The sequence below is a fragment of the Sphingomonas sp. genome, assembly GCF_017304635.1.
GTDB lineage: Bacteria > Pseudomonadota > Alphaproteobacteria > Sphingomonadales > Sphingomonadaceae > Sphingomonas.
Genome location: NZ_JAFKMA010000003.1, coordinates 80,890 through 105,393, shown reverse-complemented (window position 1 = coordinate 105,393; position 24,504 = coordinate 80,890). Strand labels below are relative to the sequence as shown.

26 protein-coding genes and 2 riboswitches are annotated in these 24,504 nt (G+C 68.7%); of the genes, 15 read left to right on the top strand and 11 right to left on the bottom strand.

Features of this window, described 5'->3' with window-relative positions; genetic code table 11:
• Window position 1: 1 nt before the first annotated feature.
• The 4 genes from J0I47_RS10105 to J0I47_RS10090 are packed head-to-tail and all read right to left on the bottom strand — an operon-like array spanning window position 2 to window position 3,843.
• Window positions 2–634 carry a CpaD family pilus assembly lipoprotein gene (locus J0I47_RS10105; protein WP_294046880.1) on the bottom strand — a complete coding sequence of 211 codons (633 nt, stop codon included), beginning with the start codon at window positions 632–634 and terminating at the stop codon, window positions 2–4.
• Window positions 635–659: 25 nt separating this feature from the next.
• The gene (locus J0I47_RS10100) at window positions 660–2,306 is read right to left on the bottom strand and encodes a type II and III secretion system protein family protein (RefSeq protein ID WP_294046879.1); all 1,647 of its coding nucleotides are present in this window, start codon (window positions 2,304–2,306) and stop codon (window positions 660–662) included.
• Window positions 2,306–3,322, bottom strand: a complete 1,017-nt coding sequence (gene cpaB / locus J0I47_RS10095; RefSeq protein WP_294046878.1) for a Flp pilus assembly protein CpaB — start codon at window positions 3,320–3,322, stop codon at window positions 2,306–2,308. Before cpaB ends, J0I47_RS10100 begins: the two co-directional genes overlap by 1 nt.
• A 50-nt stretch (window positions 3,323–3,372) precedes the next feature.
• Entirely contained in the window at window positions 3,373–3,843 is a 471-nt protein-coding gene (locus tag J0I47_RS10090) for a prepilin peptidase (RefSeq protein ID WP_294046877.1), read from the bottom strand.
• A 49-nt stretch (window positions 3,844–3,892) separates the two neighbouring features.
• Here J0I47_RS10090 and J0I47_RS10085 point away from each other — a divergent pair, with 49 nt between their 5' ends.
• Together J0I47_RS10085 and J0I47_RS10080 are read left to right on the top strand one after the other, a co-directional pair.
• On the top strand, window positions 3,893–4,840 hold the full coding sequence (locus tag J0I47_RS10085; protein WP_294046876.1) for an alpha/beta hydrolase: 948 nt from the start codon (window positions 3,893–3,895) through the stop codon (window positions 4,838–4,840).
• The gene (locus tag J0I47_RS10080; protein ID WP_294046875.1) at window positions 4,837–5,919 is read left to right on the top strand and encodes an FAD-dependent oxidoreductase; all 1,083 of its coding nucleotides are present in this window, start codon (window positions 4,837–4,839) and stop codon (window positions 5,917–5,919) included. Before J0I47_RS10085 ends, J0I47_RS10080 begins: the two co-directional genes overlap by 4 nt.
• 149 nt (window positions 5,920–6,068) lie before the next feature.
• Here the strand turns inward: J0I47_RS10080 and rnhA are convergent, their stop codons facing one another.
• The 3 genes from rnhA to ispH form a co-directional block, all read right to left on the bottom strand.
• Window positions 6,069–6,518 carry a ribonuclease HI gene (gene rnhA, locus J0I47_RS10075; protein WP_294046874.1) on the bottom strand — a complete coding sequence of 150 codons (450 nt, stop codon included), beginning with the start codon at window positions 6,516–6,518 and terminating at the stop codon, window positions 6,069–6,071.
• A complete protein-coding gene (gene thrB, locus J0I47_RS10070) occupies window positions 6,515–7,474 on the bottom strand; it encodes a homoserine kinase (RefSeq protein WP_294046873.1) in 960 nt (319 codons plus the stop codon). The genes rnhA and thrB overlap by 4 nt, the downstream gene beginning before the upstream one ends.
• Before the next feature lie 94 nt (window positions 7,475–7,568).
• Window positions 7,569–8,525: a 4-hydroxy-3-methylbut-2-enyl diphosphate reductase gene (gene ispH / locus J0I47_RS10065; RefSeq protein ID WP_294046872.1), complete on the bottom strand. Its 957-nt coding sequence runs from the start codon at window positions 8,523–8,525 to the stop codon at window positions 7,569–7,571.
• 91 nt (window positions 8,526–8,616) lie between these two features.
• Here ispH and J0I47_RS10060 point away from each other — a divergent pair, with 91 nt between their 5' ends.
• From J0I47_RS10060 to J0I47_RS10025, 8 genes are all read left to right on the top strand, one after another.
• Window positions 8,617–9,267 carry a hypothetical protein gene (locus J0I47_RS10060; protein ID WP_294046871.1) on the top strand — a complete coding sequence of 217 codons (651 nt, stop codon included), beginning with the start codon at window positions 8,617–8,619 and terminating at the stop codon, window positions 9,265–9,267.
• Between the two features lie 77 nt (window positions 9,268–9,344).
• The gene (locus J0I47_RS10055; RefSeq protein ID WP_294046870.1) at window positions 9,345–9,533 is read left to right on the top strand and encodes a hypothetical protein; all 189 of its coding nucleotides are present in this window, start codon (window positions 9,345–9,347) and stop codon (window positions 9,531–9,533) included.
• A gap of 43 nt (window positions 9,534–9,576) precedes the next feature.
• Window positions 9,577–9,665: riboswitch (glycine riboswitch) on the top strand.
• Window positions 9,666–9,770, top strand: a riboswitch (glycine riboswitch).
• Between the two features lie 60 nt (window positions 9,771–9,830).
• Window positions 9,831–10,979, top strand: a complete 1,149-nt coding sequence (gene gcvT / locus J0I47_RS10050) for a glycine cleavage system aminomethyltransferase GcvT (RefSeq protein WP_294046869.1) — start codon at window positions 9,831–9,833, stop codon at window positions 10,977–10,979.
• A complete protein-coding gene (gene gcvH / locus J0I47_RS10045; RefSeq protein WP_294046868.1) occupies window positions 10,976–11,347 on the top strand; it encodes a glycine cleavage system protein GcvH in 372 nt (123 codons plus the stop codon). The genes gcvT and gcvH overlap by 4 nt, the downstream gene beginning before the upstream one ends.
• A gap of 32 nt (window positions 11,348–11,379) precedes the next feature.
• Complete coding sequence (locus tag J0I47_RS10040; protein ID WP_294046867.1) at window positions 11,380–11,727, top strand: hypothetical protein; 348 nt, start codon at window positions 11,380–11,382, stop codon at window positions 11,725–11,727.
• A 15-nt stretch (window positions 11,728–11,742) separates the two neighbouring features.
• Window positions 11,743–13,101 carry an aminomethyl-transferring glycine dehydrogenase subunit GcvPA gene (gcvPA, locus tag J0I47_RS10035; protein ID WP_294046866.1) on the top strand — a complete coding sequence of 453 codons (1,359 nt, stop codon included), beginning with the start codon at window positions 11,743–11,745 and terminating at the stop codon, window positions 13,099–13,101.
• Complete coding sequence (gcvPB, locus tag J0I47_RS10030) at window positions 13,098–14,672, top strand: aminomethyl-transferring glycine dehydrogenase subunit GcvPB (RefSeq protein ID WP_294046865.1); 1,575 nt, start codon at window positions 13,098–13,100, stop codon at window positions 14,670–14,672. The genes gcvPA and gcvPB overlap by 4 nt, the downstream gene beginning before the upstream one ends.
• Before the next feature lie 58 nt (window positions 14,673–14,730).
• Window positions 14,731–15,237, top strand: coding sequence for a CcdC protein domain-containing protein (locus tag J0I47_RS10025; protein ID WP_294046864.1), 507 nt, complete (start codon window positions 14,731–14,733; stop codon window positions 15,235–15,237).
• A 10-nt stretch (window positions 15,238–15,247) separates the two neighbouring features.
• Here the strand turns inward: J0I47_RS10025 and J0I47_RS10020 are convergent, their stop codons facing one another.
• Entirely contained in the window at window positions 15,248–16,159 is a 912-nt protein-coding gene (locus tag J0I47_RS10020; protein ID WP_294046863.1) for a DMT family transporter, read from the bottom strand.
• A 90-nt stretch (window positions 16,160–16,249) separates the two neighbouring features.
• Here J0I47_RS10020 and J0I47_RS10015 point away from each other — a divergent pair, with 90 nt between their 5' ends.
• Window positions 16,250–17,785, top strand: a complete 1,536-nt coding sequence (locus J0I47_RS10015; protein WP_294046862.1) for an aminoacyl--tRNA ligase-related protein — start codon at window positions 16,250–16,252, stop codon at window positions 17,783–17,785.
• Entirely contained in the window at window positions 17,785–18,222 is a 438-nt protein-coding gene (locus tag J0I47_RS10010) for a hotdog fold thioesterase (protein WP_294046861.1), read from the top strand. The genes J0I47_RS10015 and J0I47_RS10010 overlap by 1 nt, the downstream gene beginning before the upstream one ends.
• On the opposite strand, the gene J0I47_RS10005 is transcribed toward J0I47_RS10010, so the two are convergent.
• Window positions 18,219–18,551, bottom strand: a complete 333-nt coding sequence (locus tag J0I47_RS10005; RefSeq protein WP_294046860.1) for a PilZ domain-containing protein — start codon at window positions 18,549–18,551, stop codon at window positions 18,219–18,221. The genes J0I47_RS10010 and J0I47_RS10005 overlap by 4 nt on opposite strands.
• A gap of 43 nt (window positions 18,552–18,594) precedes the next feature.
• On the bottom strand, window positions 18,595–20,070 hold the full coding sequence (gene glpD / locus J0I47_RS10000; RefSeq protein WP_294046859.1) for a glycerol-3-phosphate dehydrogenase: 1,476 nt from the start codon (window positions 20,068–20,070) through the stop codon (window positions 18,595–18,597).
• A 134-nt stretch (window positions 20,071–20,204) separates the two neighbouring features.
• On the opposite strand from glpD, the gene J0I47_RS09995 reads away from it, so the two are divergent.
• Genes J0I47_RS09995 through J0I47_RS09985 form a run of 3 tightly spaced genes read left to right on the top strand, consistent with a single transcriptional unit; the run spans window position 20,205 to window position 23,182 of the window.
• A complete protein-coding gene (locus J0I47_RS09995) occupies window positions 20,205–22,508 on the top strand; it encodes an RNB domain-containing ribonuclease (protein ID WP_294046858.1) in 2,304 nt (767 codons plus the stop codon).
• Window positions 22,509–22,520: 12 nt separating this feature from the next.
• Complete coding sequence (locus J0I47_RS09990) at window positions 22,521–22,832, top strand: hypothetical protein (RefSeq protein ID WP_294046857.1); 312 nt, start codon at window positions 22,521–22,523, stop codon at window positions 22,830–22,832.
• Between the two features lie 8 nt (window positions 22,833–22,840).
• A complete protein-coding gene (locus tag J0I47_RS09985) occupies window positions 22,841–23,182 on the top strand; it encodes a hypothetical protein (RefSeq protein WP_294046856.1) in 342 nt (113 codons plus the stop codon).
• A 149-nt stretch (window positions 23,183–23,331) separates the two neighbouring features.
• Here J0I47_RS09985 and J0I47_RS09980 read toward each other — a convergent pair whose 3' ends face one another.
• The gene (locus tag J0I47_RS09980; RefSeq protein ID WP_294046855.1) at window positions 23,332–24,492 is read right to left on the bottom strand and encodes a saccharopine dehydrogenase NADP-binding domain-containing protein; all 1,161 of its coding nucleotides are present in this window, start codon (window positions 24,490–24,492) and stop codon (window positions 23,332–23,334) included.
• Window positions 24,493–24,504: the final 12 nt, after the last annotated feature.

The window sequence follows — 24,504 nt, the reverse complement described above, 5'->3', positions numbered from 1 at the left end:
CTTATTTTCCCCCTGCCGAGTCGGACTTGATCGTCGTGCCGCCGGCACCGGTCGGCGCGGCCTTGCGATAGGCGTCGATCGCGCGGCCTGACGCCTTGGGATCGAAGTCGGCCGTGCCCGGCTGACCGCGCACGAAGTCGAGCGGATCGGCGACCATCGCGGCCAGGCTGGCCTGGCTGGCGCACCCGTAGTTCGACGTCGTGCTGCCCTCGAACTCCGACGAGCCGCTGCGGCTGAAGTCGGGGCAGCCCGGCACGCTCGCCACGGTGCGAGTCACGACCACGCGGGCCATTCCGGCGCCGAGCGGCGCACTGGTGACCGGCGCGCGCGCGTCGAGCATCATGCCGTAGCGCGACGCGATCGCGGCGAGCTGGGTTGTCGCGGCACCGCCGTACGGGTTCGGATTGTCGAGCGCGACATGGTCGCCATAATGCAACCGCATCGAGGCGAGCCAGCCGGCGACGCGCTGCGCCTCGCCGGGCGCCAACCCGTTCTGGGTGAGCTGGACGTCGAAGACATAGTCGCTGCGGGAGACGACCGGCTGATAGACCGTGTCGACGCCGCGGTTGACCGTGCCGCAGCCACCCAGCGTCAGCGCGGGAGCGGCAAGGGCGGCGATGAGGATCGTACGCATGGTGATATTCCTCGCGAGCGTCGGGTTAGAGGCTGAAGCCGGGCGCGGGGGCGCCGGCATCCTGCTTCGATTTCTTGGGCAGCACAGCTTTTTCCTCCGGACGGCGCGCGTCCTGCGCCGGCGCGTTGTTCGGCGCGACCGGAGCGAGGGCGCCGAAGGTCGGCGGCGCAGCGTTGGGCGGCGCCATGACCGGCTTCGGCCGATCGCCGCCTGTCACGCCGCCGCCGAGCTTGCCCATGAAGATGCGGTTGAGGTCGGTCGGCGCCTGGTAGCCGTCGGTCGGCAGGACGATCTCGTTCGCATTGACCGGCCTCACCAGATACGGCGTGATGACGATCATCAGCTCGGTCTCGTTGCGCTTCCACCCGTTGGAGCGGAACAGCGCGCCAAGGACCGGCACGTCGCCGATGCCCGGCGTCTTGTCGATCTGGTTCTGAGTCGAGTTCTGCAACAGGCCGCCGATCACCATCGACTGGCCCGACCCGAGCTCGAGCGTGGTCTCTGCGCGACGCGTGGTCAGCGCGGGTATTTGCGTGCCGCCGATCGTCACCGCACCGGCCGACGACAGCTGCGATACTTCGGGGCGCACGCGCAGCGAGATGCGGCCGTCCGACAGCACGGTCGGCGTGTAGGCGATGCTGACGCCATATTGCTTGTACTCGACGGCGATCGCGCCGAGGCCTTGGCTGATCGGGATCGGGATTTCGCCGCCCGCCAGGAAGGTCGCGGTCTCGCCCGACAGCGCGGAGAGGTTCGGCTGCGCCAGCGTCACGACCTGACCATTGGTTTCACCGAGATCGAGCGCGCCCAGGATGTCGATGCCGAACAGCTTGCCGAGGCCGCCGAGCGTCGTGTTCTGCGCACCTTGGGTTACGGCGGTACCGGGCTGCTGGACGAGCTTGATCGAGGTTGGGTCGATCGCGCCATTCGCCAGATATTTGATCGAGGTCGGGTCGATCGTGTAGCCTTGGACAGCCCCCGCGCCGACGCCGAGCGGTAGCGCGGGATCGGTCGTAAAGGTCGTGGCGGGCGAGCGACCGCTGGCGATGCCGAACTTGAAGCCGCTGGTACCGTCGATCGTGCTGATGTTGCTGCCGATATTCTTGGCGAAGGTCTTCGACACTTCGGCGAACTTCACCTGCAGGTTGACTTGCAGCGGGGTCGCTGTGCGGATGCGGCTGATGACCTTGGTCTTGTCGCCGACGAACGCTTGGACCAGGCTTTCGGCTTCCTGCGCGTCGGCCGGGCTCATGACGGTGCCGGTCAGCAGCACGACGCCGTTCAGCGTGTGGCTGGCCAACTGCGCGTCCGGCATCGCCAGTTTCAGCATTTGATCGATCGAGCCGAAATTGTTGCCGACGCGGACGGTGGCGGCGAAGGCGACCTGGCCGGTCTTGGTCGTTGCCGAGATCGTCGTTTCGCCCGGCGCCTTGCCAAACACGTAAATCTGGGTCGGCGAGCGCACCTGGACGTCGGCGATGCTTTCGTTCGCGACGAATACGTCGCTGATCGGACGGGCCAGCGTGATGAGGCGACCCTGGTTGGTGTCGACTTCGACGACGCGGCCCGCGGCGGACTGCGCGGGCGCAGCGGCCGGAACGGCGGTGCCGGTGGCGGCGATCGCCAGCGCGGCGGCCATCGGCCAGCCCGCGCGGTTGAGACGGTTCAGCATCACTTCTTCCCCCCGACCGAGACATCGGTCACATTGTTACCGCGGGCGACCCGCACCGTCGGTCCGGCCGAAGCGCCGGGATAACCGGTCGGCGTGCCGGCGGTCTGTCCGCCGCCCGAACCTTCCGCCTTGCCGGGCACCGTGCGGCGCTGGAAGCGCGACACATCGGCACCGGTGGCAAAGCTGGTCTTGCCCGCACTCGGCTGCGTGTCGGCGCTGGCGACGGTGTCGGTCTTGCCGTTCTTGCCCTCGGCGACCTTGACGCTGCCGTCGGCGATCGCCTGGTCGAGCTCGCCCGCCGAGTCGGCCAGCGGACGCAGCACGATCGACAGGTCACCCAGTGTGCGGGCCACCGCGATCTTCTCGGAGATCGAGGGCGTGGCCTCGATCGTCACCATGGAGATGTTCTTGACGATGGTCTTGCCCTGCTCGTCGACGTCGGTCGTCGTGCGCTGGTCGGTCGCCAGCACGCGCAGGTTCTTCATGATCGTCTCGGACACCTTGAGCGGCGGGCCGTCGCCGCCGCCGGCGACCGTCTGCGACAGCATCAGGTCGATGCGGTCACCCGGGAACACGAAGCCGCCGACCGAATTCTCGTTGCGCACCGGAAAGGTCACCGCGCGCATGCCGGGCGTCAGCGCCGCGGCCAGGAAACCGCGATCGCCGGGCTTGACCAGCGCGCCCTGGGTCAGCGGCTGACCCGCGGTGATGACCGAGCGCACGACGGTGCCCTGGAGCGACTTGGGATCGAACCCGTCCTTCCTCACGAAGTACGCGCCCTCGACCATCTGCTGCGGCCAGGGCTGATACTTGAAGCTGGTGGCGTCCAGGATGGTGCCGACCGGCAACGCCTTGGTCGCGACCAGCACTTCGACGCCGGACACGACCGGCGGCGGTGCCGCCTGCGCGGTCGCCTGTGGTGCGCTCGATCCGGCGATCAGGGTACGCGCCATGAACGCGGTGACGGCGGCGACGATCAACGCGCCCGCCAGCAAAAACATCTTGCGACTATCCATCCCGATTCAGCCCCATTGCCGGCCACATGGCCGGTCGATCCGATGCAACTTCACGTAATTTGGTTAAATATCGGTTCATGCAGTGCGACGATCGCCGCCATGGCGATCGCGACGCCGTACGGCGTCTCGACCACGCCGGGTGCCTTGCGCCGCCAGTGGTCGACCAGCATCAGCAGCGTCAGCGCGCCGCCGATGATCGACATCACCACCAGCATGAACAACAGCGCGTTGCCCGGCAACCACAGCGCCAGCGCCCCGATCATCTTGACGTCGCCACCGCCCATCCAGCCGAAGTGGAACGCGCCGACGAACAGCGCGAAGACGACGATCGCGAGCAGCATTTGCCATCCGGCGTCGCCCCAGCCGTAACCGTGCGCGACCCACCACAGTGGCGCGAGGAGCGCGATCGCCGCATTCTTCCAGTTGGCGATCTCACGCCGCCGCGCATCCTCGATCCCCGCCGCCAGCAGCAGCAGGAGCAGGACGCCGAACAGCGCGAATGACACGAATCCCCAGCCCATCGGACATGACACCTAGACGGATCGGCTTTCCAAAAAGTAACCACGCCGCATGGCTTCCCCCGACCATGTCCGCCGCAGCTACCCGAACGGCAGCGCCCTTTCCGAATGGACGGCACCCGATGGCTGGCGCCTGCGCCGATTCGACTGGCCGCAGCCGAGCGGCGGCGCCTTGCGCGGATCGATCCTGTTCCAGGGCGGGCGCGGCGACATCCTCGAAAAATATCTCGAGACGTTCGGCCATTGGCACGCGCGGGGCTGGGCGATCACGTCGTTCGACTGGCGCGGCCAGGGCGGGTCGGGCCGGATAGCGCCTGACCCGAATGTGGGCGATATCGACACGTTCGAGTCGTATTTGCGCGACTTTGCGGGATTCTGGCGGGAATGGACGGCGAGTGCGCCCGGTCCGCACGTCCTGATGGGCCATTCGATGGGTGGGCATCTGGTCGGGCGCGTGCTGGCCGAGGGGATCGCGACGCCCGCCGCCGCCGTGCTGGTCGCGCCGATGATGGGATTGCACGCGCCGGTCGGTCCGCGCTTCGGCGAGGCTCTCGCGAAACTGGTGATTCGGCTGGGCGACCCGCGGCGGCGCGCGTGGAAAGGGAACGAGCGCCCCGGCACCACCGTCACGCGCCAGGATCTGCTGACCCATGATCCCGACCGCTATGCCGACGAACCGTGGTGGTGGGAGCACAAGCCCGAGCTGCGGCTCGGCCCGCCGAGCTGGCGCTGGGTGGTGCGCGCGTTCGAATCGACACGGGCTCTGCGCGACGGTGGGCGGCTCGGCGGGATCGCGACGCCGGTGCTGATGCTGGTCGCCGACGCCGACAAATTGGTGCGCGCCGACGCAGCGGTGGCGGTGGGCGAGGCGATGCCCAATTGCCGCATCGTCCGCTTCGGCGACGAATCGGCGCACGAAATCCTGCGCGAAGCCGACCCGGTGCGCGACCGCGCACTGGCGGTGATCGACGCATTCCTGGACGAAAAGGTGACGGCATGAGTTGGGATATCGCGATCGTCGGGGCCGGGATCGCCGGCGCGGCACTGGCCGCCGAGGTCGCGCCGCACGCCCGCGTGCTGATCCTGGAGGCGGAGGAGGTTGCCGGCTACCACGCGACCGGTCGGTCGGCGGCGTTCTGGGAGGAGACCTACGGCGGGCCCGGCGTCCAGCCGCTGACCGCCGCGTCGCGCGGCGCGTTCGACGCGGGCGGCTTCCTACAACCGCTCGGCTCGCTCCACATCGGCCGCGAGGACGAGCGCGGCAAGATCGAGGGGATGCTGGCGCAGTTCGCCGGGACCGGCGTCGACCTGTCGCTGGTCGATCCGCGCGAGCGGATCGCAGGCCTGCGCGACGACTGGAACCTGGCGGTGTGGGAGCCGAGCTGCGCTTATATCGACGTCGCCGGGCTGCATGCGGCGGCATTGTCGCGGGCGAAGAAAGCGGGGGCGGAACTGGTGCTCGATGCCGCGCTGACCGGGGCGACGCGCACCGGCGATACGTGGCGGCTGGAGACGCGGGCGGGCGTGTACGAGGCGAAGGTGCTGGTCGATGCCGCGGGCGCCTGGGCCGATCAGGTCGCGACGCTGGCCGGGGTGCGGCCGATCGGGATCAGCCCGTTCCGGCGGACCCTGGTGCAGTTGCGTGTCGATCCGCCGGTGCCCGACGACGCGCCGCACGTCGCGCATATCGGTGGCGATTTCTACTTCAAGCCGGAAGCGGGTGGGCGGCTGTGGCTGAGCCCGCACGACGAGATCCCGAGCGATCCCGGCGACGTCCAGCCCGAGGAGCTCGACATCGCGATCGCGATCGACCGGCTGGAGCATACCGTCGACTGGCGGATCGAGCGCGTCGAGCGGAGCTGGGCGGGCCTGCGCAGCTTCGCGCCCGACCGCTTGCCGGTCTATGGGTTCGACGATGAAGTGCCGGGATTCTTCTGGTGCGCGGGGCAGGGCGGGTTCGGCATCCAGACCGCGCCGGCCGCCTCGCAGGTCGCCGCGTCGCTGCTGCTGGGGACGGCGCCGGACGCGGCGGTCGCCGGGATCGATCGCGAGCGCTACACGCCGGCGCGGTTTCGATGAGCCGCTCTGCCCCGAGCCGCCTCCCCGGCGAAAGCCGGGCCCGGTGGGGGGACGCTGATGATGGTCAGCGCCTCGTTACTGAAGCCGCTCCACCTCGACCCCGGCTTTCGCCGGGGAGGCGTGTGAAGTTGGTGGCCGGGTGAGGCCCCTTACCGCCCCCGCGCCGCATCCGCCGCATCGCTCGCCAGGCGGTCGGCGCGTTCGTTGTCGGGGTGGCCGGCATGGCCCTTGACCCACACCCAGTCGATCCGATGGCGCGCGCTCGCCTCGATCAGCGCCTGCCACAATTCGGCATTCTTGACCGGCTTCTTGTCGGCCGTCCGCCAGCCGTTGCGGCGCCAGCCGTGAATCCACTTGGTCAGTCCGTCCATGACATAGCGGCTGTCGGTCGACAGCGTCACGCGGCAGGGGCGGGTCAGCGCGTTCAGCCCCTCGATCGCCGCAGTCAGTTCCATCCGGTTGTTGGTGGTCAGCGCCTCGCCGCCGGATAATTCCTTCTCGCGCGCGCCGGCGCGGATCACCACGCCCCAGCCGCCCGGCCCGGGATTGCCCTTGCACGCGCCGTCGGTCGCAATCTCGACATGCTGGAGTTCGGTCATGCGACGCGCTTTACGAGCGCGGGGTCGTAATGTTTCAGGCGGCGCATGTACGCCAGCGGGTCCTTGCGTGTGACGAGCGCGTCGGCAGGGGTGTTCAGCCAATCCCAGGCGCGCGACAGGGCGAAACGGATGCACGCGCCGCTGGCGAACTTCTGAAACTCGGCGCGCTCGAACGGAGAAAGCGGAAAGTGGCGCTCGTATCCGGCCACTAGCGCATCGCCGATGGACGGGTCGTAGTGCGAGCCGCTTGGATCAAACGACCATGCGCTGTGCATGACCGCCACGTCGTAGACGCGCGCATCGGTGCAGGCGAAATAGAAGTCGATCAGGCCGGTCACCCTGTCTCCGAGCATCAGCACGTTGTCGGGGAAAAGGTCGGCGTGAATCGCGGTCTTCTCATAGTCTTGATCGAACCAGAACGAGACCACGTCCTCGGTCGCGAACGCGAGATCGTCGTAAAGACCGGGCGCGATCTGGTCCAGGTCGCGGCCGCAGCGATCGAGCAACGGTTGCCAAGTCTTGAAGCCCATCGAATTATCGCGCGTCGGTGCGAAGTCGACGACCGCGCGGTGCATCTCGCCCAGCGCATCTCCGGCGGCCCGCGCCTGCGCCACGGTCGGATGCGACAGCGAGACGCCCGACAGGAACTTGATGAGGCATGCCGGGCGCCCCTCCAGCTCCTGGATCTCCACCCCGTTCCGGTCCTTGATCGCCGGCGGCACCGGCAGGCCCTTCGCGTCGAGATGGTCGAGTAGCGCCATGAAATAGGGCAGGTCGTCCGCCGCCACGCGCTTTTCGTAGAGCGTCAGGATGAACCGCCCCTGCGTCGTGTCGACCAGGTAATTGGAATTCTCGACACCCTCGGCGATGCCCTTGGCCGAGACCAGTTCGCCGACGTCGTAGCGCGCCAGGAACGTCGCCAGCGCCTCGGCCGAAACATGCGTGTAAACCGCCAAATCCGACCCCCGTCTGGTTCGCGCGAAGTCGAGGACCGTTGGCTCAGCGCCCGGATGCGTGTCTCGACTTCGCTCGACACGAACGGAAAGGTTGTCAGGCTGCCGCTTCCAGCCCGCGCGGCAGCTTGAACGCGATGCTCTCGCGCGTGGTCTCTTCCTCGCGCTCGGTCACCGCGAACCGTTCGCTCAGCCGCGCGACCAGTTCGCGCACCAGCTCTTCCGGCGCCGACGCGCCCGCGGTGATGCCCAGCGTGCCGACGCCGCGCAGGAATTCCCAGTCGAGATCGGCCGCGCGCTGGATCAGCCTGGCCGGCACGCCCTGGCGCTCGGCGACCTCGACCAGCCGGACCGAGTTGGACGAGTTGGGCGCGCCGATCACCAGCACCGCGTCGCACGAACTCGCGATCACCTTGACCGCGGCCTGGCGGTTGGAGGTGGCGTAGCAGATGTCCTCGCCACGCGGCGCCTGGACCGCCGGGAACTTGGCCTTGAGCGCCGCGACCACTTCGGCGGTGTCGTCCACCGACAGCGTCGTCTGGGTCAGGAACGACAGGTTCGCCGGATCGGCCGGCGCGAAGGCGGCGACGTCGGCGATCGTTTCGATCAGCGTCATCGATCCGTCGGGCACCTGGCCGAACGTGCCGATCACTTCGGGATGCCCGGCATGGCCGATGAAAACGATATGCTTGCCCGCCGCGACCAGCCGCTCGGCCTGGCGATGGACCTTGCTGACCAGCGGACAGGTCGCGTCGAGATAGGACAGGCCGCGCTCCGCCGCCTTGGCCGGCACCGCCTTGGGCACGCCGTGCGCGCTGAACACCACCGGCACGCCGTCGGGCACCTGGTCGAGCTCCTCGACGAAGATCGCGCCCTGCGCCTTCAGCGTCTCGACCACGTATTTGTTGTGGACGATCTCGTGCCGGACATAGACCGGCGCGCCGTATTTCTCGATCGCGAGCTCGACGATGCGGATGGCGCGATCGACCCCGGCGCAGAAGCCGCGCGGCGCCGCGATCAGCAGTTCGAGGACGGGTTTGACGGGATCGGTCATCGCCGCGCGCTCTACGCGATTGCTTGCGTGAGGCAAAGGCGGTTCCTATGAAGCGCCAGCTGTATCCAGCGTTGCAAAGGTTATTCTGCCCGTGTCATCCCGCATCCTCGCCGCCCCGATCGCTCTCGCGCTGGTTCTGGGCGGTTGCGCCAGCAAGGGCGACCTCGACATTTCGGAAGCGGGTGCCGGCGTCACCGCGGTGCGGACCGCGTGCCCGACGGTCGGCGTGCCGGCGGCGACCGGCGACGTCACCCTGTTCGACCCCGCGACCAGCCGCGACGCGACCGCGATCGACGTGGTGGGGGCGATGACCGACGTGCGCTCGACCTGCGGCGATTCGGGCGACGACGTCGTCACCAACGTGACCTTCACCGTGCTCGCGCGGCGCAGCAACGCGAGCGGCCCGCGCGACGTGACGTTGCCCTATTTCATCACCGTGGTGCAGGGCGGCAGCGCAGTCGTTGCCAAGCGCGTCGGCCAGGTCGTTGTTCACTTCAACGACGGCCAGGCTCGCGCTTCCGCCAATGGCTCCGCGACCGCCGTGGTCTCGCGCGCCGCGGCGACCTTGTCGGACGAGGTCAAGCGCCGGATCACCGAACGCCGCAAGGCCGGCAGCCAGAGCGCCGCGGTCGACCCGCTGAGCGCCCCCGACGTCCGCGCCGCCGTGCTGCGCGCGAGCTTCGAGGCGCTGGTCGGCTTCCAGCTGAGCGACGATCAGCTGAAGTATAACGCGACGCGCTGAACATGCCCGGCGTTCCGGATCGGGTGATGGGAAGTGTGGGTGGCGAACCGTCTGTAGGGCGGGTGTGTTGCGCGCGCATGGCCTACGACCTCGATCAGGCTTGTGATCTGCATTCCTCACGGGAGGATTGTCCTGACGCGTTGGTTGAGCGGGTCCGCGGTGGATTTGGCCTGATCGTTCACGATGGCGCTGGCTCGGTCATAGAAATCGCCTATTGCCCATGGTGCGGGCAAAAATTGCCACCGATCGGTGATCTGGATTTGTAGGCGTTGACTCGCTTGTCGGCGCAGGCCACAGCCCGAGCCAGTCGCTGACAGCGCGGGAGAGCGCAGGTTCCACCTGCCGCCGAAGGAGCAACCGCCCCGGAATCTCTCAGGCAAACGGACCGCGCCGGTCGATAGCGACGCTCTGGAAAGCGCTCGGGCAACCGGGCCACCGAAGGGGTAAGCCGGGCCGTCGCAGGCGCGGTGAAAGCTCTCAGGTCCCGTGACAGAGGGGGCGGTGGACATCGTGTCGCGTGCGGCGGCCGGCGTCGCGCCGTCATCTGTGCTGGAGACCGGGCTTTGAGCAACGCCGACCTTGCCGACGAATATGTCGAAGTGGAGCTGCAGACGCTGCCGCTCGATGCCTGGCACCGCGCGCGCGGCGGCCGGATGGTGCCGTTCGCGGGCTATCACATGCCGGTCCAGTATGAGGGTATCATGGCCGAGCACCTCTGGGTGCGCGAATCGGCCGGGCTGTTCGACGTCAGCCATATGGGCCAGCTGTTGCTGTCGGGCGACGGGCTCGACGAGGCGCTCGAAGCGCTGATCCCTGCCGATGTGAAGGGCGTCCAGCTCGGCCAGCAGAAATATTCGCTACTGCTGGCGGAGAATGGCGGCATCCTCGACGACCTGATGTTCACGCGCTGGCCAGGCGGGATCTACATGGTCGTCAACGGCGCGGTGAAATATGACGACCTCGCGCACCTTCGCGAGAACCTGCCCGACGCCGTCACGATCAACCACCTCGACGACCGCGCGCTGCTGGCGTTGCAGGGGCCGAAGGCGTTCGACGTGCTGAAGCGCCACACGACCGGCGAATGGCCGCTCGACGCGCTGGTGTTCATGAAGGGGGGGCGGTTCGAGATCGCCGGGGTCGATGCGTATATCTCGCGCTCGGGCTATACCGGCGAGGACGGGTTCGAGATTTCGATCCCGGCCGATCAGGCGGAAACGATCGCCGACCTGCTCTGCGCCGAGCCCGAGGTGAAGCCGATCGGCCTGGGCGCGCGCGACTCGCTGCGGCTGGAGGCGGACTTGCCGCTCTACGGCCACGACCTCGACCCGGAGACGACGCCGATCATGGCGGCGCTCGGCTTCGCGGTCGCCAGCAAGCGGCGGCGCGAGGAAGCGAACTTCCCCGGCGCCGAGCGTATCCTGATGGAGCGCGAACAGGGTCCGGTCGCTAGGCGCGTCGGCCTGATCGTCGAGGGGCGCCAGCCGGTCCGCGAAGGCGCAGCGGTGCTCGATGCCGAGGGCAGCGAGGTCGGCAAGGTCACCTCCGGCGGGTTCGCGCCGACGCTGGGCCAGCCGATCGCAATGGCCTACGTCCCGCTCGCGCTGGCCGAGATCGGCACCCGCATCCAGCTCACCCAGCGCGGCAAGGTCCACGAAGCGACCGTCGCCGCGATGCCGTTCGTCCCCCACCGCTATGTCCGAGGAGCCAAGTGATGCGCTACTTCACCGAAGATCACGAATGGGTCGATGTCGACGGCGACATCGGCACGGTCGGCATCACCGACTATGCGCAGAGCCAGCTGGGCGACATCGTGTTCGTCGACGTGCCCGAAGAGGGCAAGAAGGTCGCCAAGGGTGACGAGGCCGCGGTGGTCGAGAGCGTCAAGGCGGCGTCCGACGTCTATTCGCCGGTCAGCGGCACGGTGATCGAGGGCAATGCCGACCTCGCCGACAATCCGGCCTTGGTCAACGAAGACGCCGACGGCGAAGGCTGGTTCTTCAAGCTGACGCTGAGCGATCCGAGCGAACTCGACAGCCTGATGGACGAGACCAAGTATGAGGCGTTCGTCGCGAAGCTGTGATGGTCTCGCGGCATGCCTCGATCGCTATCGCCATGATGGCAGCCACACCGACTGTGGCAGGCGCGGTTGCGGCCGAAGTTCAGGAACTGTCGATCGAAACGATATTGGCGCACCATAGCGAACTGAATGGAAAAATCGTTCGGTTCAGAGGCAGGCTGGTGTCTGGTGGCATGGGCAACCAAGCGCTTTGCTCCGGCGACACTCCGCAAGCAAAATGCCTTTGGTTCGGTGGGAGCGGTATTTTTCGCGACGCGCTGAAGCGCGATCCAGGTGCAAAGAGATTCATTGTCCAAGGCCGTTTGAATGACGAATGCATTCGTCAGGCGTGCACCGACATGTTCGCCGAAATCGAAGACGCCACCATCGTCAGCCAATACTAAATTCGGAAAACTGACATGCGCTACCTGCCTTTGACTCAGCCCGACCGCGAGGCGATGCTCGCCGTCATCGGGGCGAAGACGATCGACGACCTGTTCGTCGACGTGCCCGAAGCGGCGCGGCTCGACGGGCCGATCCGCGGCCTGCCGCTCCATGCCAGCGAACTGGCGGTCGAGCGGCACATGACGACGCTCGCGCGCAAGAACCTGGTGGCGGGCGATGCGCCGTTCTTCCTCGGCTGCGGCGCGTACCGGCATCACGTGCCGGCCTCGGTCGATCACCTGATCCAGCGCGGCGAGTTCCTGACCGCCTACACGCCCTATCAGCCCGAGATCGCGCAGGGCACGCTGCAGATGCTGTTCGAGTTCCAGACGCAGGTCGCGCGGCTGCTCGGCACCGACGTCGCCAATGCGTCGATGTACGACGGCTCGACCGCGTGCTGGGAAGCGATCGGCATGGCGCGGCGTATCACGCGGCGAGCGAAGGCGATCCTGTCCGGCGGCCTGCACCCGCACTACGTCTCGGTCGCGAAGACGATGGCAAAATATACCGGCGACAGCCTCGCGACGTCGCTGCCGACGTTGAGCGCCGACACCGATATCGACCAGCTGATTGCGAGCATCGACGACGACACGTCGTGCGTCGTGGTGCAGTACCCCGACATCCTCGGCCGCATCGCCGATCTGCGCTCGCTGGCCGATGCGTGTCACGCGAGGAAGGCGCTGCTGATCGCGGTGGTGACGGAACCGGTGGCGCTCGGCGCGCTCAAGTCGCCGGGCGAGATGGATGCCGACATCGTCGTCGGCGAGGGGCAGTCGATCGGCGTCGGCTTGCAGTTCGGCGGGCCATATGTCGGCCTGATGGGCTGCAAGGAGAAATATATCCGCCAGATGCCCGGCCGCTTCTGCGGCGAGACGGTGGATGCGGAAGGGAAACGCGGCTTCGTCCTGACGCTGTCGACGCGCGAGCAGCATATCCGGCGCGAGAAGGCGACGTCGAACATCTGCACCAACAGCGGGCTGTGCGCGCTGGCCTTCTCGATCCACATGACGCTGCTGGGCGAGGCCGGGTTGCGCGCGCTGGCGGCGGCGAATCATGCCGGTGCGGTCGCCGCGGCCGAGCGGCTGAGCCGGGTGCCGGGAGTCGAACTGGTCAATGACGGCTTCTTCAACGAGTTCACGCTGAAGCTGACCAAGGAGGCGCGGCCCGTCGTCCGCGCGCTGGCGGACAAGGGCATCTTGGCCGGCGTGTCGCTCGGGCGGCTGTATCCGGGGGCGGACGCGCTCGCCAACGGACTGGTCGTCGCGGTCACCGAAACCACCACGGCGGAGGACGTCGAGACGCTTGCCGCCGCGCTCGAGGAGGCGCTGGCATGAGCAACATCAACCAGAGCGGCTGGCGCCCGTCCGCGCCCGAAGTTGGCGAAGGTGCCACGCAGACGCATACCGGCAACCGCGCGTTGATGCTGGAGGAACCGCTGATCTTCGAGATCGGCTCGACCGACACGACCGGCGTGGAAGTTGGCGCACCCCCCGCCGTTTCGTCGCGTCTGGGGGGCCTGGCCCGCGAAAACAGGATCGGTTTGCCCGGTTTGAGCGAGCCGGAGACGGTCCGCCACTACACGCGCCTGTCGCGCCAGAACTATGCGATCGACCTGGGCCTGTTCCCGCTCGGCTCATGCACGATGAAGCATAATCCGCGGCTGAACGAGAAGATGGCGCGGCTGCCCGGGTTCGCCGACATCCATCCGCTCCAGCCGGTGGACACCGTGCAGGGCGCGCTCGGCGTCATCAACGAGCTGGCGGTGTGGCTGATCGAGCTGACCGGGATGCACGGCGTCGCGATGACGCCCAAGGCCGGCGCGCATGGCGAACTATGCGGCATCCTGTGCATCAAAGCGGCGCTGGAGGCGAAGGGCGAGGGACACCGCAAGGTCATCCTCGTCCCCGAATCGGCGCACGGCACCAACCCCGCCACCGCCGCCTTCGCCGGCTACAGCGTCGAGGATATTCCCGCGACCGCCGATGGCCGCGTCGATCTGGCAGCGCTCAAGGCCCGACTCGGCCCCGATGTCGCGGGGGTGATGATTACCAACCCCAACACCTGCGGCCTGTTCGAGCGCGACATGAAGGCGATCTCGGACGCGGTGCATGCGGCGGGCGGCTACGTCTATTGCGACGGCGCCAACTTCAACGCGATCGTCGGGCGGGTGCGCCCGGGCGACCTGGGCGTCGATGCGATGCACATCAACCTGCACAAGACCTTCTCGACCCCGCACGGCGGCGGCGGGCCGGGATCGGGGCCGGTGGTGCTGTCGGAAGCGCTGTCGCCCTATGGCCCGCTGCCGTTCACCGAGCGTTACGCGGACGGGCACATCACCCTGGTCGAGGAAGAGACGGTCGGCGACCGCCATCCCGACAGCTTCGGCCGGATGTGCGCGTTCCACGGCCAGATGGGCATGTTCACCCGCGCGCTGACCTACATCCTCAGCCACGGCGCCGACGGCCTGCGCCAGGTCGCCGAGGATGCGGTGCTCAACGCCAACTACGTGCTGCGCAGCCTGGAGAATACGCTCGACGCGCCGTTCGCGAACAGCGGCCCGTGCATGCACGAGGCGATCTTCTCCGACGCAGGGCTGGCGGACGGTTTCTCGACGATCGACGTCGCCAAGGGGCTGATCGACGAGGGCTTCCACCCGATGACGATGTATTTCCCGCTGGTGGTGCACGGTGCGATGCTGGTCGAGCCGACCGAGACTGAATCGAAGGCGGCGCTGGACGAGTTCATCGGCGCGCTGCGCTCGGTCGCGGAACGCGCGAAGGCGGGCGACGAGCGGCTGCGCTCCGCCCCGCATTTCGCGCCCCGCCGCCGCCTCGACGAGACGCTGGCGGCGCGGAAACCCGTGCTGGTGTGGAAGGACCCGGAACTGGCGGCGGCCGCCGAATAGGGGCTGGCGTGGGAGTGATCTAGCCTGCTAACACAGGCCCGCTAACAGGGGGTCGCGCATGCACGGTCAGGTCGTTCAGCCCACGGGGTTGCTGCAATATCTGATCCCGATCGTGGTGATCGGGATCGTCTTCTCGTTGCGCGCGCGGTCGATGATGCGCGTACGGCCGTTGCGGCTGAACCAGATGTGGATCGTGCCGGCGATCTATCTGGCGATCGTCGTCGCCAATTTCGTCGCGCAGCCGCCATCGGCGCAAGGGTGGATCGTCGCCGCGGTCGCGCTGGCGATCGGCGCGGCGATCGGGTGGCAGCGCGGGCGGATGATGCAGATCCATGTCGACCCCGACACCCACGCGCTCAGCCAGAAGGGGTCGCCGCTCGCGATCCTGTTCCTGCTCGCGATCATCCTCGTCAAGTCGTTCGCGCAGAATGAGGGGCGCTCGCTCGGCTTCGACGTGATGCTGGTGACCGACGGCGCGCTGGCGCTGGCGCTCGGCACGTTCACGATGACGCGCGTCGAGATGTACCTGCGCGCGAAGCGGATGCTGGAGGAAGCGCGGGCGTAGCTCGCGCGTCCTAGACCTCCGCGCCGGCGCTCTCGGTCTTGACGCGCTTCAGGCGGCTTTCGCGCAGCACGATGTAGATGCCGCTCGCCACGATCAACGGGGCGCCGAGCCACGTCGTCCAGTCGGGCAGCACGCCGAACAGCGCGAAACCGTACAGGGTCGCCCAGATCAGCCCCGAATAATCCATCGGCACGACCACCGAGACCGGGCCGAGCCGCAGCGACGCGGTCAGGCAGATCTGCGTCAGCGCCCCGATCAGACCGACCGCGACCATCATCACCCAGACCTCGACCGGGTGCGGCCGCCACGACAGCGCCATCGCGATCGCGCACACCGGCAACGACAGCGCGCCGAACCAGAAGACGGTGGCGAGCGGATGCTCGGTCCGCCCGATCCGGCGCAGCTGGATCGAGACGATCGCGGTCATCAGCGCATAGAGCAGCCCCAGCGCGGTCCCGAGCGGCGCGAAATGCCCGGCGCCGGGATGCACCACGATCGTCACGCCGGCAAAGCCGAGCGCGACGGCGCTCCAGCGATGCCAGCCGGTCGGTTCGCCCAGCACCAGCGCACCGAGCAGGGTCGCGAACAGCGGCGCGGTGAAGGTCAGCGTCGTCGCCTCGGCCAGCGGCAACAGCGAGACGGTGAAGAACAGGAAGGCGAGGCCGGTCAGCCCGCTCGCCGCGCGCAGCGCATGCGCGCCGATCCGCCCGGTGCGAAGCACCCCGAGCCCCGGCCCCAGCGCCAGACACGTCGCGAGCACCGGCACGATGGTCGCCTGGCGAAAGAACAGCAGCTCGCCGACCCCGGCGCCGCGCGCCTCGGCCAGCTTCACGATCGCGTTCATCGACGTGAGCGACAGCGCCGCGACCAGCCGCGCGCCGATCGCCAGCAACAGTCGGTCGCCCTGTACGGTGTTCGTCATGATCGTCCCCGGCGCTCGCCGTGCCGCAACCCCGCCGGCGGGGCAAGCCGGAGGGTGACGGGCGAGACGTTAGCGGCTATCCGCCGCGCCATGATAAAGCATGCCCTTCCCGTCACCCGCGCGGGCGATTTCGCGCAATGGTACCAGACCGTCATCGCCGAGGCCGACATGGCCGAGGAATCGGGCGTGCGCGGGTGCATGGTCATCCGGCCGTGGGGCTACGGCATCTGGGAACGGATGCAGCGGCTGCTCGACGACAAGATCAAGGCGACGGGCCACGAGAATTGCTATTTCCCGCTTTTCATCCCGCTGTCCTATTTCGAAAAGGAAGCGGAGCATGTCGAGGGCTTCGCCAAGGAGATGGCGGTGGTCACGCACCATCGGCTTATCCCCGACGGCAAGGGCAAGCTGATCCCCGATCCTGCCGCGAAGCTGGAGGAGCCGCTGGTCGTGCGGCCGACCAGCGAGACGGTGATCGGCACCGCCTTCGCGCGCTGGGTGCAATCGTGGCGCGACCTGCCGGTGCTTATCAACCAATGGGCGAACGTGGTGCGGTGGGAGATGCGCACGCGGATGTTCCTGCGGACGGCGGAGTTCCTGTGGCAGGAGGGGCATACCGCGCACGCCAGCGAGGCCGAGGCGCGCGACGAGACGCTGAAGATGCTGGAAGTCTATCGCAGCTTCGCCGAGGAGTGCGTCGCGCTGCCGGTAGTGGCGGGCGAGAAGCCGGAGAACGAGCGCTTCCCCGGCGCGGTCGAGACCTGGTCGATCGAGGCGATGATGCAGGACGGCAAGGCGCTCCAAGCCGGGACCAGCCATTTCCTCGGCACCAACTTCGCGCATGCCCAGGACATCAAGTTCCAGAATGCGAACGGCGAACTCGAATATGCCAATACGACCAGCTGGGGCGTGTCGACGCGGATGATCGGCGGGCTTATCATGGTGCACGGCGACGATGACGGTTTGCGCGTGCCGCCGCGGATCGCGCCGTGGCAGGTCGTGATCGTGCCGATGCTGCGCGACCAGCCGGAGGATGCGGCGCTGGTCGACTATTGCACGGCGTTGCGTGAGGAACTGGCGGGGCTGAGTGCGCTCGGCGAGCCGGTGCGCGTGCTGCTCGACCTGAAGGCGACCAAGGCGGCGACCAAGCGCTGGGGCTGGGTGAAGAAGGGCGCGCCGATCGTGATCGAGGTCGGCGGGCGCGACATGGCGGGCAGCAACGTCAGCGTCATCCGCCGCGACCGGCTGTACCGCGAGGACGGCAAGCTCGACAGCGCGGTGGTGGCGAAGGCGGAGTTCGTCGGCGCGGCGGCGGCGATGCTGGCCGGCATCCAGGACGGCCTGTTCGCGGAGGCAAAGGCGCGGCTCGACGGCGCGATCGCGACCGACGTCGGCGACATGGCAGGGTTGCAGGCGTTCTTCGCGGACGGCGTCGACAAGCCCGGCTGGGTGCTGGCGCCCTGGTCGAAGCCGACCGGTGCCGCGCTGGAGAAGGTGGTCGAGCAACTCAAGGCGCTCAAGCTGACGCTGCGCAACACTCCGCGCGACGCGGCGCCGGCGGGCGGCGCGTGCATCTTCACCGGCGAACCCGCGGTCGAGCGCGTGTTGATCGCGCGGGCCTATTGATGATCTGGTTCGGCGGCATCCGGCCCGATCCCGCCGCGCTGACGCAGCTCGGCGCGGCGTCGATGGCGGGGCATATCGGGATCGAGTTCACCGAGGTGGGTGACGACTGGATCGCCGCGCGGATGCCGGTCGGTGCTCGCACGCACCAGCCGTTCGGGCGGCTGCATGGCGGCGCGTCGGTCGCGCTGGCGGAGACGGTGGCGTCGGTCGGCGGCGCGATGACGCTCGACCCGGCGCGCCACGCGACGGTGGGCATGGAGATCAATGCCAACCACATCCGCCCGGTCATGTCAGGCTACGTCACCGCCACGGCGACCGCTGAGTCGATCGGGCGTACGACTCAGGTGTGGACGATCCGGATCGTCGACGAGGCCGGGAAACTGGTCTGCCTGTCGCGGATCACGCTCGCGGTGATCGCGCTGGACGGCGCACGCTAGACCAGCCGCAGCGTCAGCGCGCGCATCATCGCGCGGTCGATCGGCTCGTCGAAGCGGCACCCGACCATGCCGCCCTCGCACCACACCACGGTCGCGGCGATCGGCATCCGCCCGTCGAACCGCAGCCACAGCCGCTCGCCGGCCTCCGCCGCGATCTCGCTGGCGATGCGACAGCCATAGGCGGACAGATCGTGGAGCAACGCTTCGACCGGCGCCTTGCCGTGGCGGCGCACGCTGGCGCGCGTCACCGACAGCTTCAGCCGCGGCTCGTCGCGCCGTTCGAGCGACGCCGGCTCGACCTGGCGATATTGCGAAAACCTGGTTGCCACGTCCCGCCCCGGATTACCGCGCGGCATCCTGCGCGCCGGCCGGTTAAGGAGACGCTAAGCCGTTCCAGGCCGTCGTGAACGCGGTGCGCTGGTCGGGCGTCAGCGCCAGCCCCACCTTGCTCCGCCGGTCGAGCGCGTCGTCGGCGGTGCGCGCCCATTCGCGGGTCATCATCCAGCGCGCCTCGACCTCGGTAATGCCGCCGCCCAGGTTAGCGCCCAGTGCCGCTTCGTCGCCGACGCCCGCCAGCATCTCGCCGAGCATCGAGCCATAGGCATGCGCCATCCGCGCCGATCGCGCCTCGCCCAGGAACGGCCACGTCGCGCGCACGCGGGCCAGGAACGCGTCGAAATCGTCGATCGCCCCGCCGGGAAAGACCCGCGCTCGGGTGATCGGCCGCGCCGTGATGCCGAGTGCGGGCGCGAGCTTCGCCAGCGCTTCTTCCGCCAGATGCCGCCCGGTGGTGATCTTGCCGCCGAACACGCTGAGCAGGGGAGCCGCCCCAGAATCCTTGGCGCCGTCCAGTTCGAGCACGTAATCGCGCGTCACCGCCTTCGCCTCGCTGGCGCCGTCGTCGTAGAGCGGGCGCACCCCCGACCAGCTACCGATGACGTCGCCGGGCGCGACCTGCCGGACGAAATGCTGGTTCACGCCGTCGCACAGATAGCGGATCTCGTCGTCGGTGATGACGGCGTCCTCGGGCCGTTCGACCGGAATGTCGGTGGTGCCGATTTCGGTCGCGCCCTGCCACGGGATCGCGAAGATGATCCGCCGGTCGGGCATTTGCAGCATGTAGGCGTGGTCGCCGTCGTACAGCTTCGGCACGACGATATGGCTGCCCTTGACCAGCCGCACGTTGGCGCGGCCCGCGAGACCGAGACGGTCGAGCAGCAAATGCACCCACGGGCCCGCTGCGTTGACCAGCGCGCGCGCCGCCACGTCGCTGCCGTCCGACAGCGTCGCGTGCCACAGCCCGTCGCGCCGCTGCGCGCTCTCCAGCGCGACGCACGTGCGGATGTCGGCCCCGTTCGCGGCCGCGTCCATCGCGTTGAGCAGGGTCAGCCGCGAATCGTCGACCTGCGCGTCCGAATAGACGAACCCGCTGCTCCCGCCCTTCAACGGCGCGGTGTACGCCGTGTCGGTCCGCCGCAGCCCGCGCGAGCGCGGCAGGCTGATCTTCCCGCCCAGCCAGTCGTAGAGGTAGAGGCCCAGCCGGATCATCCACCACGGCCGCAGCGAATTTTCCTGCGGCAGGACGAAGCGCAGCGGGCGAATGATGTGGGGCGCCGCGCGGAGCAGCCGCTCGCGCTCGCGCAACGCCTCCGCCACCAGTCGGAAATCGTAATATTCGAGGTAGCGCAGGCCGCCATGGATCAGCTTGGTCGAGGCCGACGAGGTGTGGCTGGCGATATCGTCGCGCTCGACCAGCAGCACGCGCAGCCCCAGCAGCGCCGCCTCGCGCGCGATCGCGCACCCGTTGATCCCGCCGCCGGCGATCAGGAGGTCGTAGGGTTCCGCCATCAATCCTTCCGTCATGCCGGGCTCGTCCCGGCATCCACCGTGCCGCGAGCGCCGCTGCGCCTGATGTGCGGCACCGCGGGGCCCGGGACAAGCCCGGGGTGACGAAGAGATTGCGGGAGCCTATCTCTTCTCCGATGCCCAGACCCAAGCGACAGCCCGGCCTTCCCACTCGACAGCAGATCCTCGACTTCATCACGTCGTCCGACCAGCCGACGGGCAAGCGCGAGATCGCGAAGGCGTTCGGGCTGACCGCGCAGGAGAAGATCGCGCTGAAGGCGCTGCTGAAGGACATGGCGGACGAGGGGCTGATCGATTCGGCGCCGGGCCGCGCGTTCCACAAGATGGGCGGCCTGCCCAAGGTGACGGTGCTGCGCGTGACCGACGTCGACGACGGGGGCAACGTCTGGGCGGTGCCCGAACGCTGGGACGCCGACGCCGCGCCGATGCCGCGGCTGCGCGTGCGGGAGCGCGGCAAGCGGTCGGCTTTGGGCATCGGCGACCGCATCCTCGCGCGCACGGAAGAGGCCGGCAACGGCTGGATCGCGCACCCGATGAAGCAATTGGCGAAGGGCGACGAGTTGATGCTCGGCGTGCTCCGCCGCGAGGCGAACGGACTGTGGCTGGAGGGGGTCGAGAAACGCGAGCGGCGGCAATATCCGGTCTCCGATCCGGGCGAGGCGCAAGCCGGCGACCTGGTGCTGGCGGAAAAAGCGGGCCGCCCGCCGCGCATCACCGCGCGCGTGACCGAGCGGCTGGGCGATCCGTTCGCGCCACGCGCCTTCTCGCTGATCGCGATCCACGAGCACGGCATCCCCGACCAGTTCGCCGACGAGACGCAGGACGAGGCGGAATGCGTCGCGAAACAACCACTCGGCGACGACCGCGAGGATTTGACGCACCTGCCGATCGTCGCGATCGACCCGGCCGATGCGCGCGACCATGACGACGCGGTGTGGGCGGCGCCGGACGACGATCCCGCCAATCCCGGCGGCTGGCGCGCGGTGGTCGCGATCGCCGACGTGTCGTTCTACGTCCGTCCCGGCTCGGCGCTCGACCGCGAGGCGCGACGGCGCGGCAATTCGGTCTATTTCCCCGATCGCGTCGTGCCGATGCTGCCCGAGATCCTGTCGGCCGAGGTGTGCAGCCTGAAGACCGGCGAGGACCGCGCGGCGCTGGCGTGTCACCTGACGGTCGGCAAGGACGGGCAGCTAAAGGCGTGGCGCTTCTCCCGCGCGGTGGTGCGGATCGCGGCGAACGTCGCCTACGAAGATGCGCAGGCGGTGATGGATGGCAAGCCCCTCCCCTTCAGGGGAGGGGTTGGGGTGGGGCAGTCACGGGCGGTCCGGCTCGATGAGATATCCCCCACCCCCAACCCCTCCCCTAAAGGGGAGGGGCTCAAGACGATCCTCACCCCGCTCTGGTCCTGTTGGCGCGCGCTGGCGAAGGCGCGGGATGCGCGGGAGCCGCTCGACCTCGATCTGCCCGAACGTCGCGTGATGCTCGACGAGAAGGGGCGCATCCTGTCGGTCGCGCCGCGCGAACGGCTCGATGCGCACCGCCTGATCGAGGACTATATGATCGCCGCCAACGTCGCCGCGGCGAAGGCGCTGGAGGCGAAGAAGGCCCCGGTCATGTACCGCGTCCACGAACCGCCCGCGCGCGAGAAACTGGTCGCGCTGAAGGATTATCTGGAGACGTACGGCGTCAAATTCGCGCTCGGCCAGGTGATCCGTCCGGCGACGTTCAACCACATCCTCGATCGCATCGGCGACGCGGATTTCCGGCCGCAGGTGATGGAGCAGGTGCTGCGCAGCCAGACGCAGGCCTATTACGCGCCGGCCAATCACGGCCATTTCGGGCTGAGTCTCGGCAGTTACGCACACTTCACCTCGCCGATCCGCCGCTATGCCGACCTGATCGTGCACCGCGCGCTGGTCGCGGCGTACAAGCTCGGCCCGGGCGGGCTGACCGACGACGAGGCCGCGAACATGGAGCGGATCGGCGAGGCGATCAGCCGGCTGGAGCGCCGCGCGATGGAGGCGGAGCGCGACACGATCGACCGCTACGTCGCCGCGTATCTGGCCGAACGCGTCGGCGAACTGGTCGAGGTGCGGATCACCGGGGTCACCAATTTCGGATTCTTCGCGACGGTCGACGGGATCGGCGGCGACGGGCTGATGCCGGTGCGCGATCTGGGGGGCGAATATTTCCGCTACGACGAGGCGGCGAAGAAGCTGGTCGGCGAGGCGTCGGGCGACGAATATGCGATCGGTCAGACGCTGACGCTGCGGCTGGCCGAGTCCAACCCGGTCTCCGGCGCGCTGCGGTTCGAACTACCGGAGGGACGCGGCGCCGCGTCGGGCGCTCGCCCGCCGCGCGTCTTGAAACGACGCGGCCGACCGGGCAACATCCGTCACCAGGGTAAGCGGCGGAAATAAAGGGAGATCGCGATGGGCGGAGCAGCGGCGGCGGGTGCGGCGGGGGCGGTGGCACGAGCGCGCCGGCGGCTGATCTCGCACTTCATGTCGAACGACGCGGTGTCGGCGGACAAGGCGATCGGCTACGCGCCCGATCGCGGGATCGAGCGGCGGTTGCTGGAGCGGCTGATCGATGCCGGCGTGCTGCACGTCGGCAAGGCGGGGACCTATTGGCTCGACATCCCGGCCTATGACGAATGGTCGAAGACGCGGCGGCGACGCGCGGGGGTGCTGGTCGGGGCGGCGGTCGCGGTCGGCGCGGCGCTGGCGTTCTTCGCGGGCTGAGGGGGGCGATGAGCAACCTCCGCCTGACCGGGATCGGCCCGACGCCGGTGCCGCCGCCGATCCCGGCCGCCGCGTTGCGCGTGCGGGGGCGGATCGCGCTCGCGATGCTGGCGCGACATGCGTTGGCGCCGGAGGATGCGATCGAGTTCACACCGGCGCCTGCCGACGTCGCGGCGCTGGCCAAGCTGCGCGCGGCGGGCGTCGTCCGTGCGGTGCCCGACGGGCGGCTCTGGCTCGACCTCGTCGCCTATCACGCCCGCGAGCGCCGGCGCAGCCGTACCGCGACGATCTGGGCGTTCGGGCTGGCGATGATGATCGTGGTGGTCGCGGTGTTGTTCTACCGGGGCTAAGGGGCGTCCTAGCCCAATCGATCGATTTTCCGATCACCCCACCCCGGCGGAAGCCGGGGCCCAGTTGGGAAAGCCAGAGTAACGGAGCGCAACGCCCATCATGTGCCTCCTCCACCTGGGCCCCGGCGTTCGCCGGGGTGGGGAAATGTTCACGCGCTCCGGAACGTCAATCCCGCCTTCGCCACCAGCCGGTCGCGCAGTGTATCGCCCATCAGCGCGCCGGGCGTCCAGACGCCGCCGTCACCCGCCACGTCCTGCACCAGGCACAGCGCGCTTTCGGCGATCATCTTGCTGGTCGAGCCGTAGCCGGGGTCGCGGTCGCCGGTGACGACGCATTCGACCCGCGCGCCATCGGGATATTCGCCGACGAACAGGATATCGTAATGCCCGCTGTCGCGCTCTTCCTTGGAGGGGCCTTCGCCGGGTTTCGGCCCCTTGTCGCTGGCCAGCGGATTGAACTTGGCGATCGCCTCCGCCGCCGCCTTGCCCATGTCGCCGAGCCCGGCCACGATCATCTCGTCATAAACGAAATCCGCGCCGTAGCGCTCGCCCAGCAGGAAGTTGGTGCGGTGGACGTTCTTGGTGTTGATCGGCGCCATGACGAACGGCGCGACCCAGGCGTGGATCGAGCGGTCATACTCGGGCAGCAGCCCGGTCGGCTGGTGCGGTCCCTTGAACCCCGGGGTCAGTGCGAACGGGCTGGTCAGCAGCGCGACGATCCGCGGGTCCTTGGCGGCGGCGGCGAGCGTCGCCTTCAGGCTGGCCGCGGTGCCCCCCGAAAAGCCGCCCTTCATCACACGGACGCGCCCCTTGACGCGCGGTGCGGGCTTGCCGTGCTTCGCGATCGCGCATTGCTGGAGCGTCAGCACGCCCAGGTCGAACGGGATCGAGTCGAACCCGCAGCTGAACACGATCCGGGCACCGCTCGCGCGTGCCGCGTCGTGATGCGCGTCGATCATGTGGCGCATCCACGCTGGCTCGCCGCACAGGTCGACATAGGCGGTGCCGGTCGCGGCGCAGGCGGCGACGAGGTCGCTGCCATAAAGCTGGTACGGGCCAACCGTAGAGATGACGACGGTCGCGCGCTCGCACATCGCGGTCAGGCTGGCGGGATCGGCGGCGTCGGCCGTGACGAGCGGCGTGTCGGCCGGCGCGCCGATCAGGTCGCGCACCTCGGCGAGCTTCTCGGCCGAGCGGCCGGCCATCCCCCATGTCACGCCGGTCGGATAGGTCGTCGCGAGATATTCGGCGACCAGTCGCCCGGTGAATCCGGTCGCGCCGTAGACGATGATGTCGAATTCTCTGGCCACAACATCCCTCCG

Bases quoted from the DNA above. Each gene is read 5' to 3' on its own strand.
- J0I47_RS10105 (WP_294046880.1), bottom strand. From the start codon at position 634: ATGCGTACGATCCTCATCGCCGCCCTTGCCGCTCCCGCGCTGACGCTG.
- J0I47_RS10100 (WP_294046879.1), bottom strand. From the start codon at position 2,306: ATGCTGAACCGTCTCAACCGCGCGGGCTGGCCGATGGCCGCCGCGCTG.
- cpaB (WP_294046878.1), bottom strand. From the start codon at position 3,322: ATGGATAGTCGCAAGATGTTTTTGCTGGCGGGCGCGTTGATCGTCGCC.
- J0I47_RS10090 (WP_294046877.1), bottom strand. From the start codon at position 3,843: ATGGGCTGGGGATTCGTGTCATTCGCGCTGTTCGGCGTCCTGCTCCTG.
- J0I47_RS10085 (WP_294046876.1), top strand. From the start codon at position 3,893: ATGGCTTCCCCCGACCATGTCCGCCGCAGCTACCCGAACGGCAGCGCC.
- J0I47_RS10080 (WP_294046875.1), top strand. From the start codon at position 4,837: ATGAGTTGGGATATCGCGATCGTCGGGGCCGGGATCGCCGGCGCGGCA.
- rnhA (WP_294046874.1), bottom strand. From the start codon at position 6,518: ATGACCGAACTCCAGCATGTCGAGATTGCGACCGACGGCGCGTGCAAG.
- ispH (WP_294046872.1), bottom strand. From the start codon at position 8,525: ATGACCGATCCCGTCAAACCCGTCCTCGAACTGCTGATCGCGGCGCCG.
- J0I47_RS10055 (WP_294046870.1), top strand. From the start codon at position 9,345: ATGGCCTACGACCTCGATCAGGCTTGTGATCTGCATTCCTCACGGGAG.
- J0I47_RS10040 (WP_294046867.1), top strand. From the start codon at position 11,380: ATGATGGCAGCCACACCGACTGTGGCAGGCGCGGTTGCGGCCGAAGTT.
- gcvPA (WP_294046866.1), top strand. From the start codon at position 11,743: ATGCGCTACCTGCCTTTGACTCAGCCCGACCGCGAGGCGATGCTCGCC.
- gcvPB (WP_294046865.1), top strand. From the start codon at position 13,098: ATGAGCAACATCAACCAGAGCGGCTGGCGCCCGTCCGCGCCCGAAGTT.
- J0I47_RS10025 (WP_294046864.1), top strand. From the start codon at position 14,731: ATGCACGGTCAGGTCGTTCAGCCCACGGGGTTGCTGCAATATCTGATC.
- J0I47_RS10020 (WP_294046863.1), bottom strand. From the start codon at position 16,159: ATGACGAACACCGTACAGGGCGACCGACTGTTGCTGGCGATCGGCGCG.
- J0I47_RS10015 (WP_294046862.1), top strand. From the start codon at position 16,250: ATGATAAAGCATGCCCTTCCCGTCACCCGCGCGGGCGATTTCGCGCAA.
- J0I47_RS10010 (WP_294046861.1), top strand. From the start codon at position 17,785: ATGATCTGGTTCGGCGGCATCCGGCCCGATCCCGCCGCGCTGACGCAG.
- glpD (WP_294046859.1), bottom strand. From the start codon at position 20,070: ATGGCGGAACCCTACGACCTCCTGATCGCCGGCGGCGGGATCAACGGG.
- J0I47_RS09995 (WP_294046858.1), top strand. From the start codon at position 20,205: ATGCCCAGACCCAAGCGACAGCCCGGCCTTCCCACTCGACAGCAGATC.
- J0I47_RS09990 (WP_294046857.1), top strand. From the start codon at position 22,521: ATGGGCGGAGCAGCGGCGGCGGGTGCGGCGGGGGCGGTGGCACGAGCG.
- J0I47_RS09985 (WP_294046856.1), top strand. From the start codon at position 22,841: ATGAGCAACCTCCGCCTGACCGGGATCGGCCCGACGCCGGTGCCGCCG.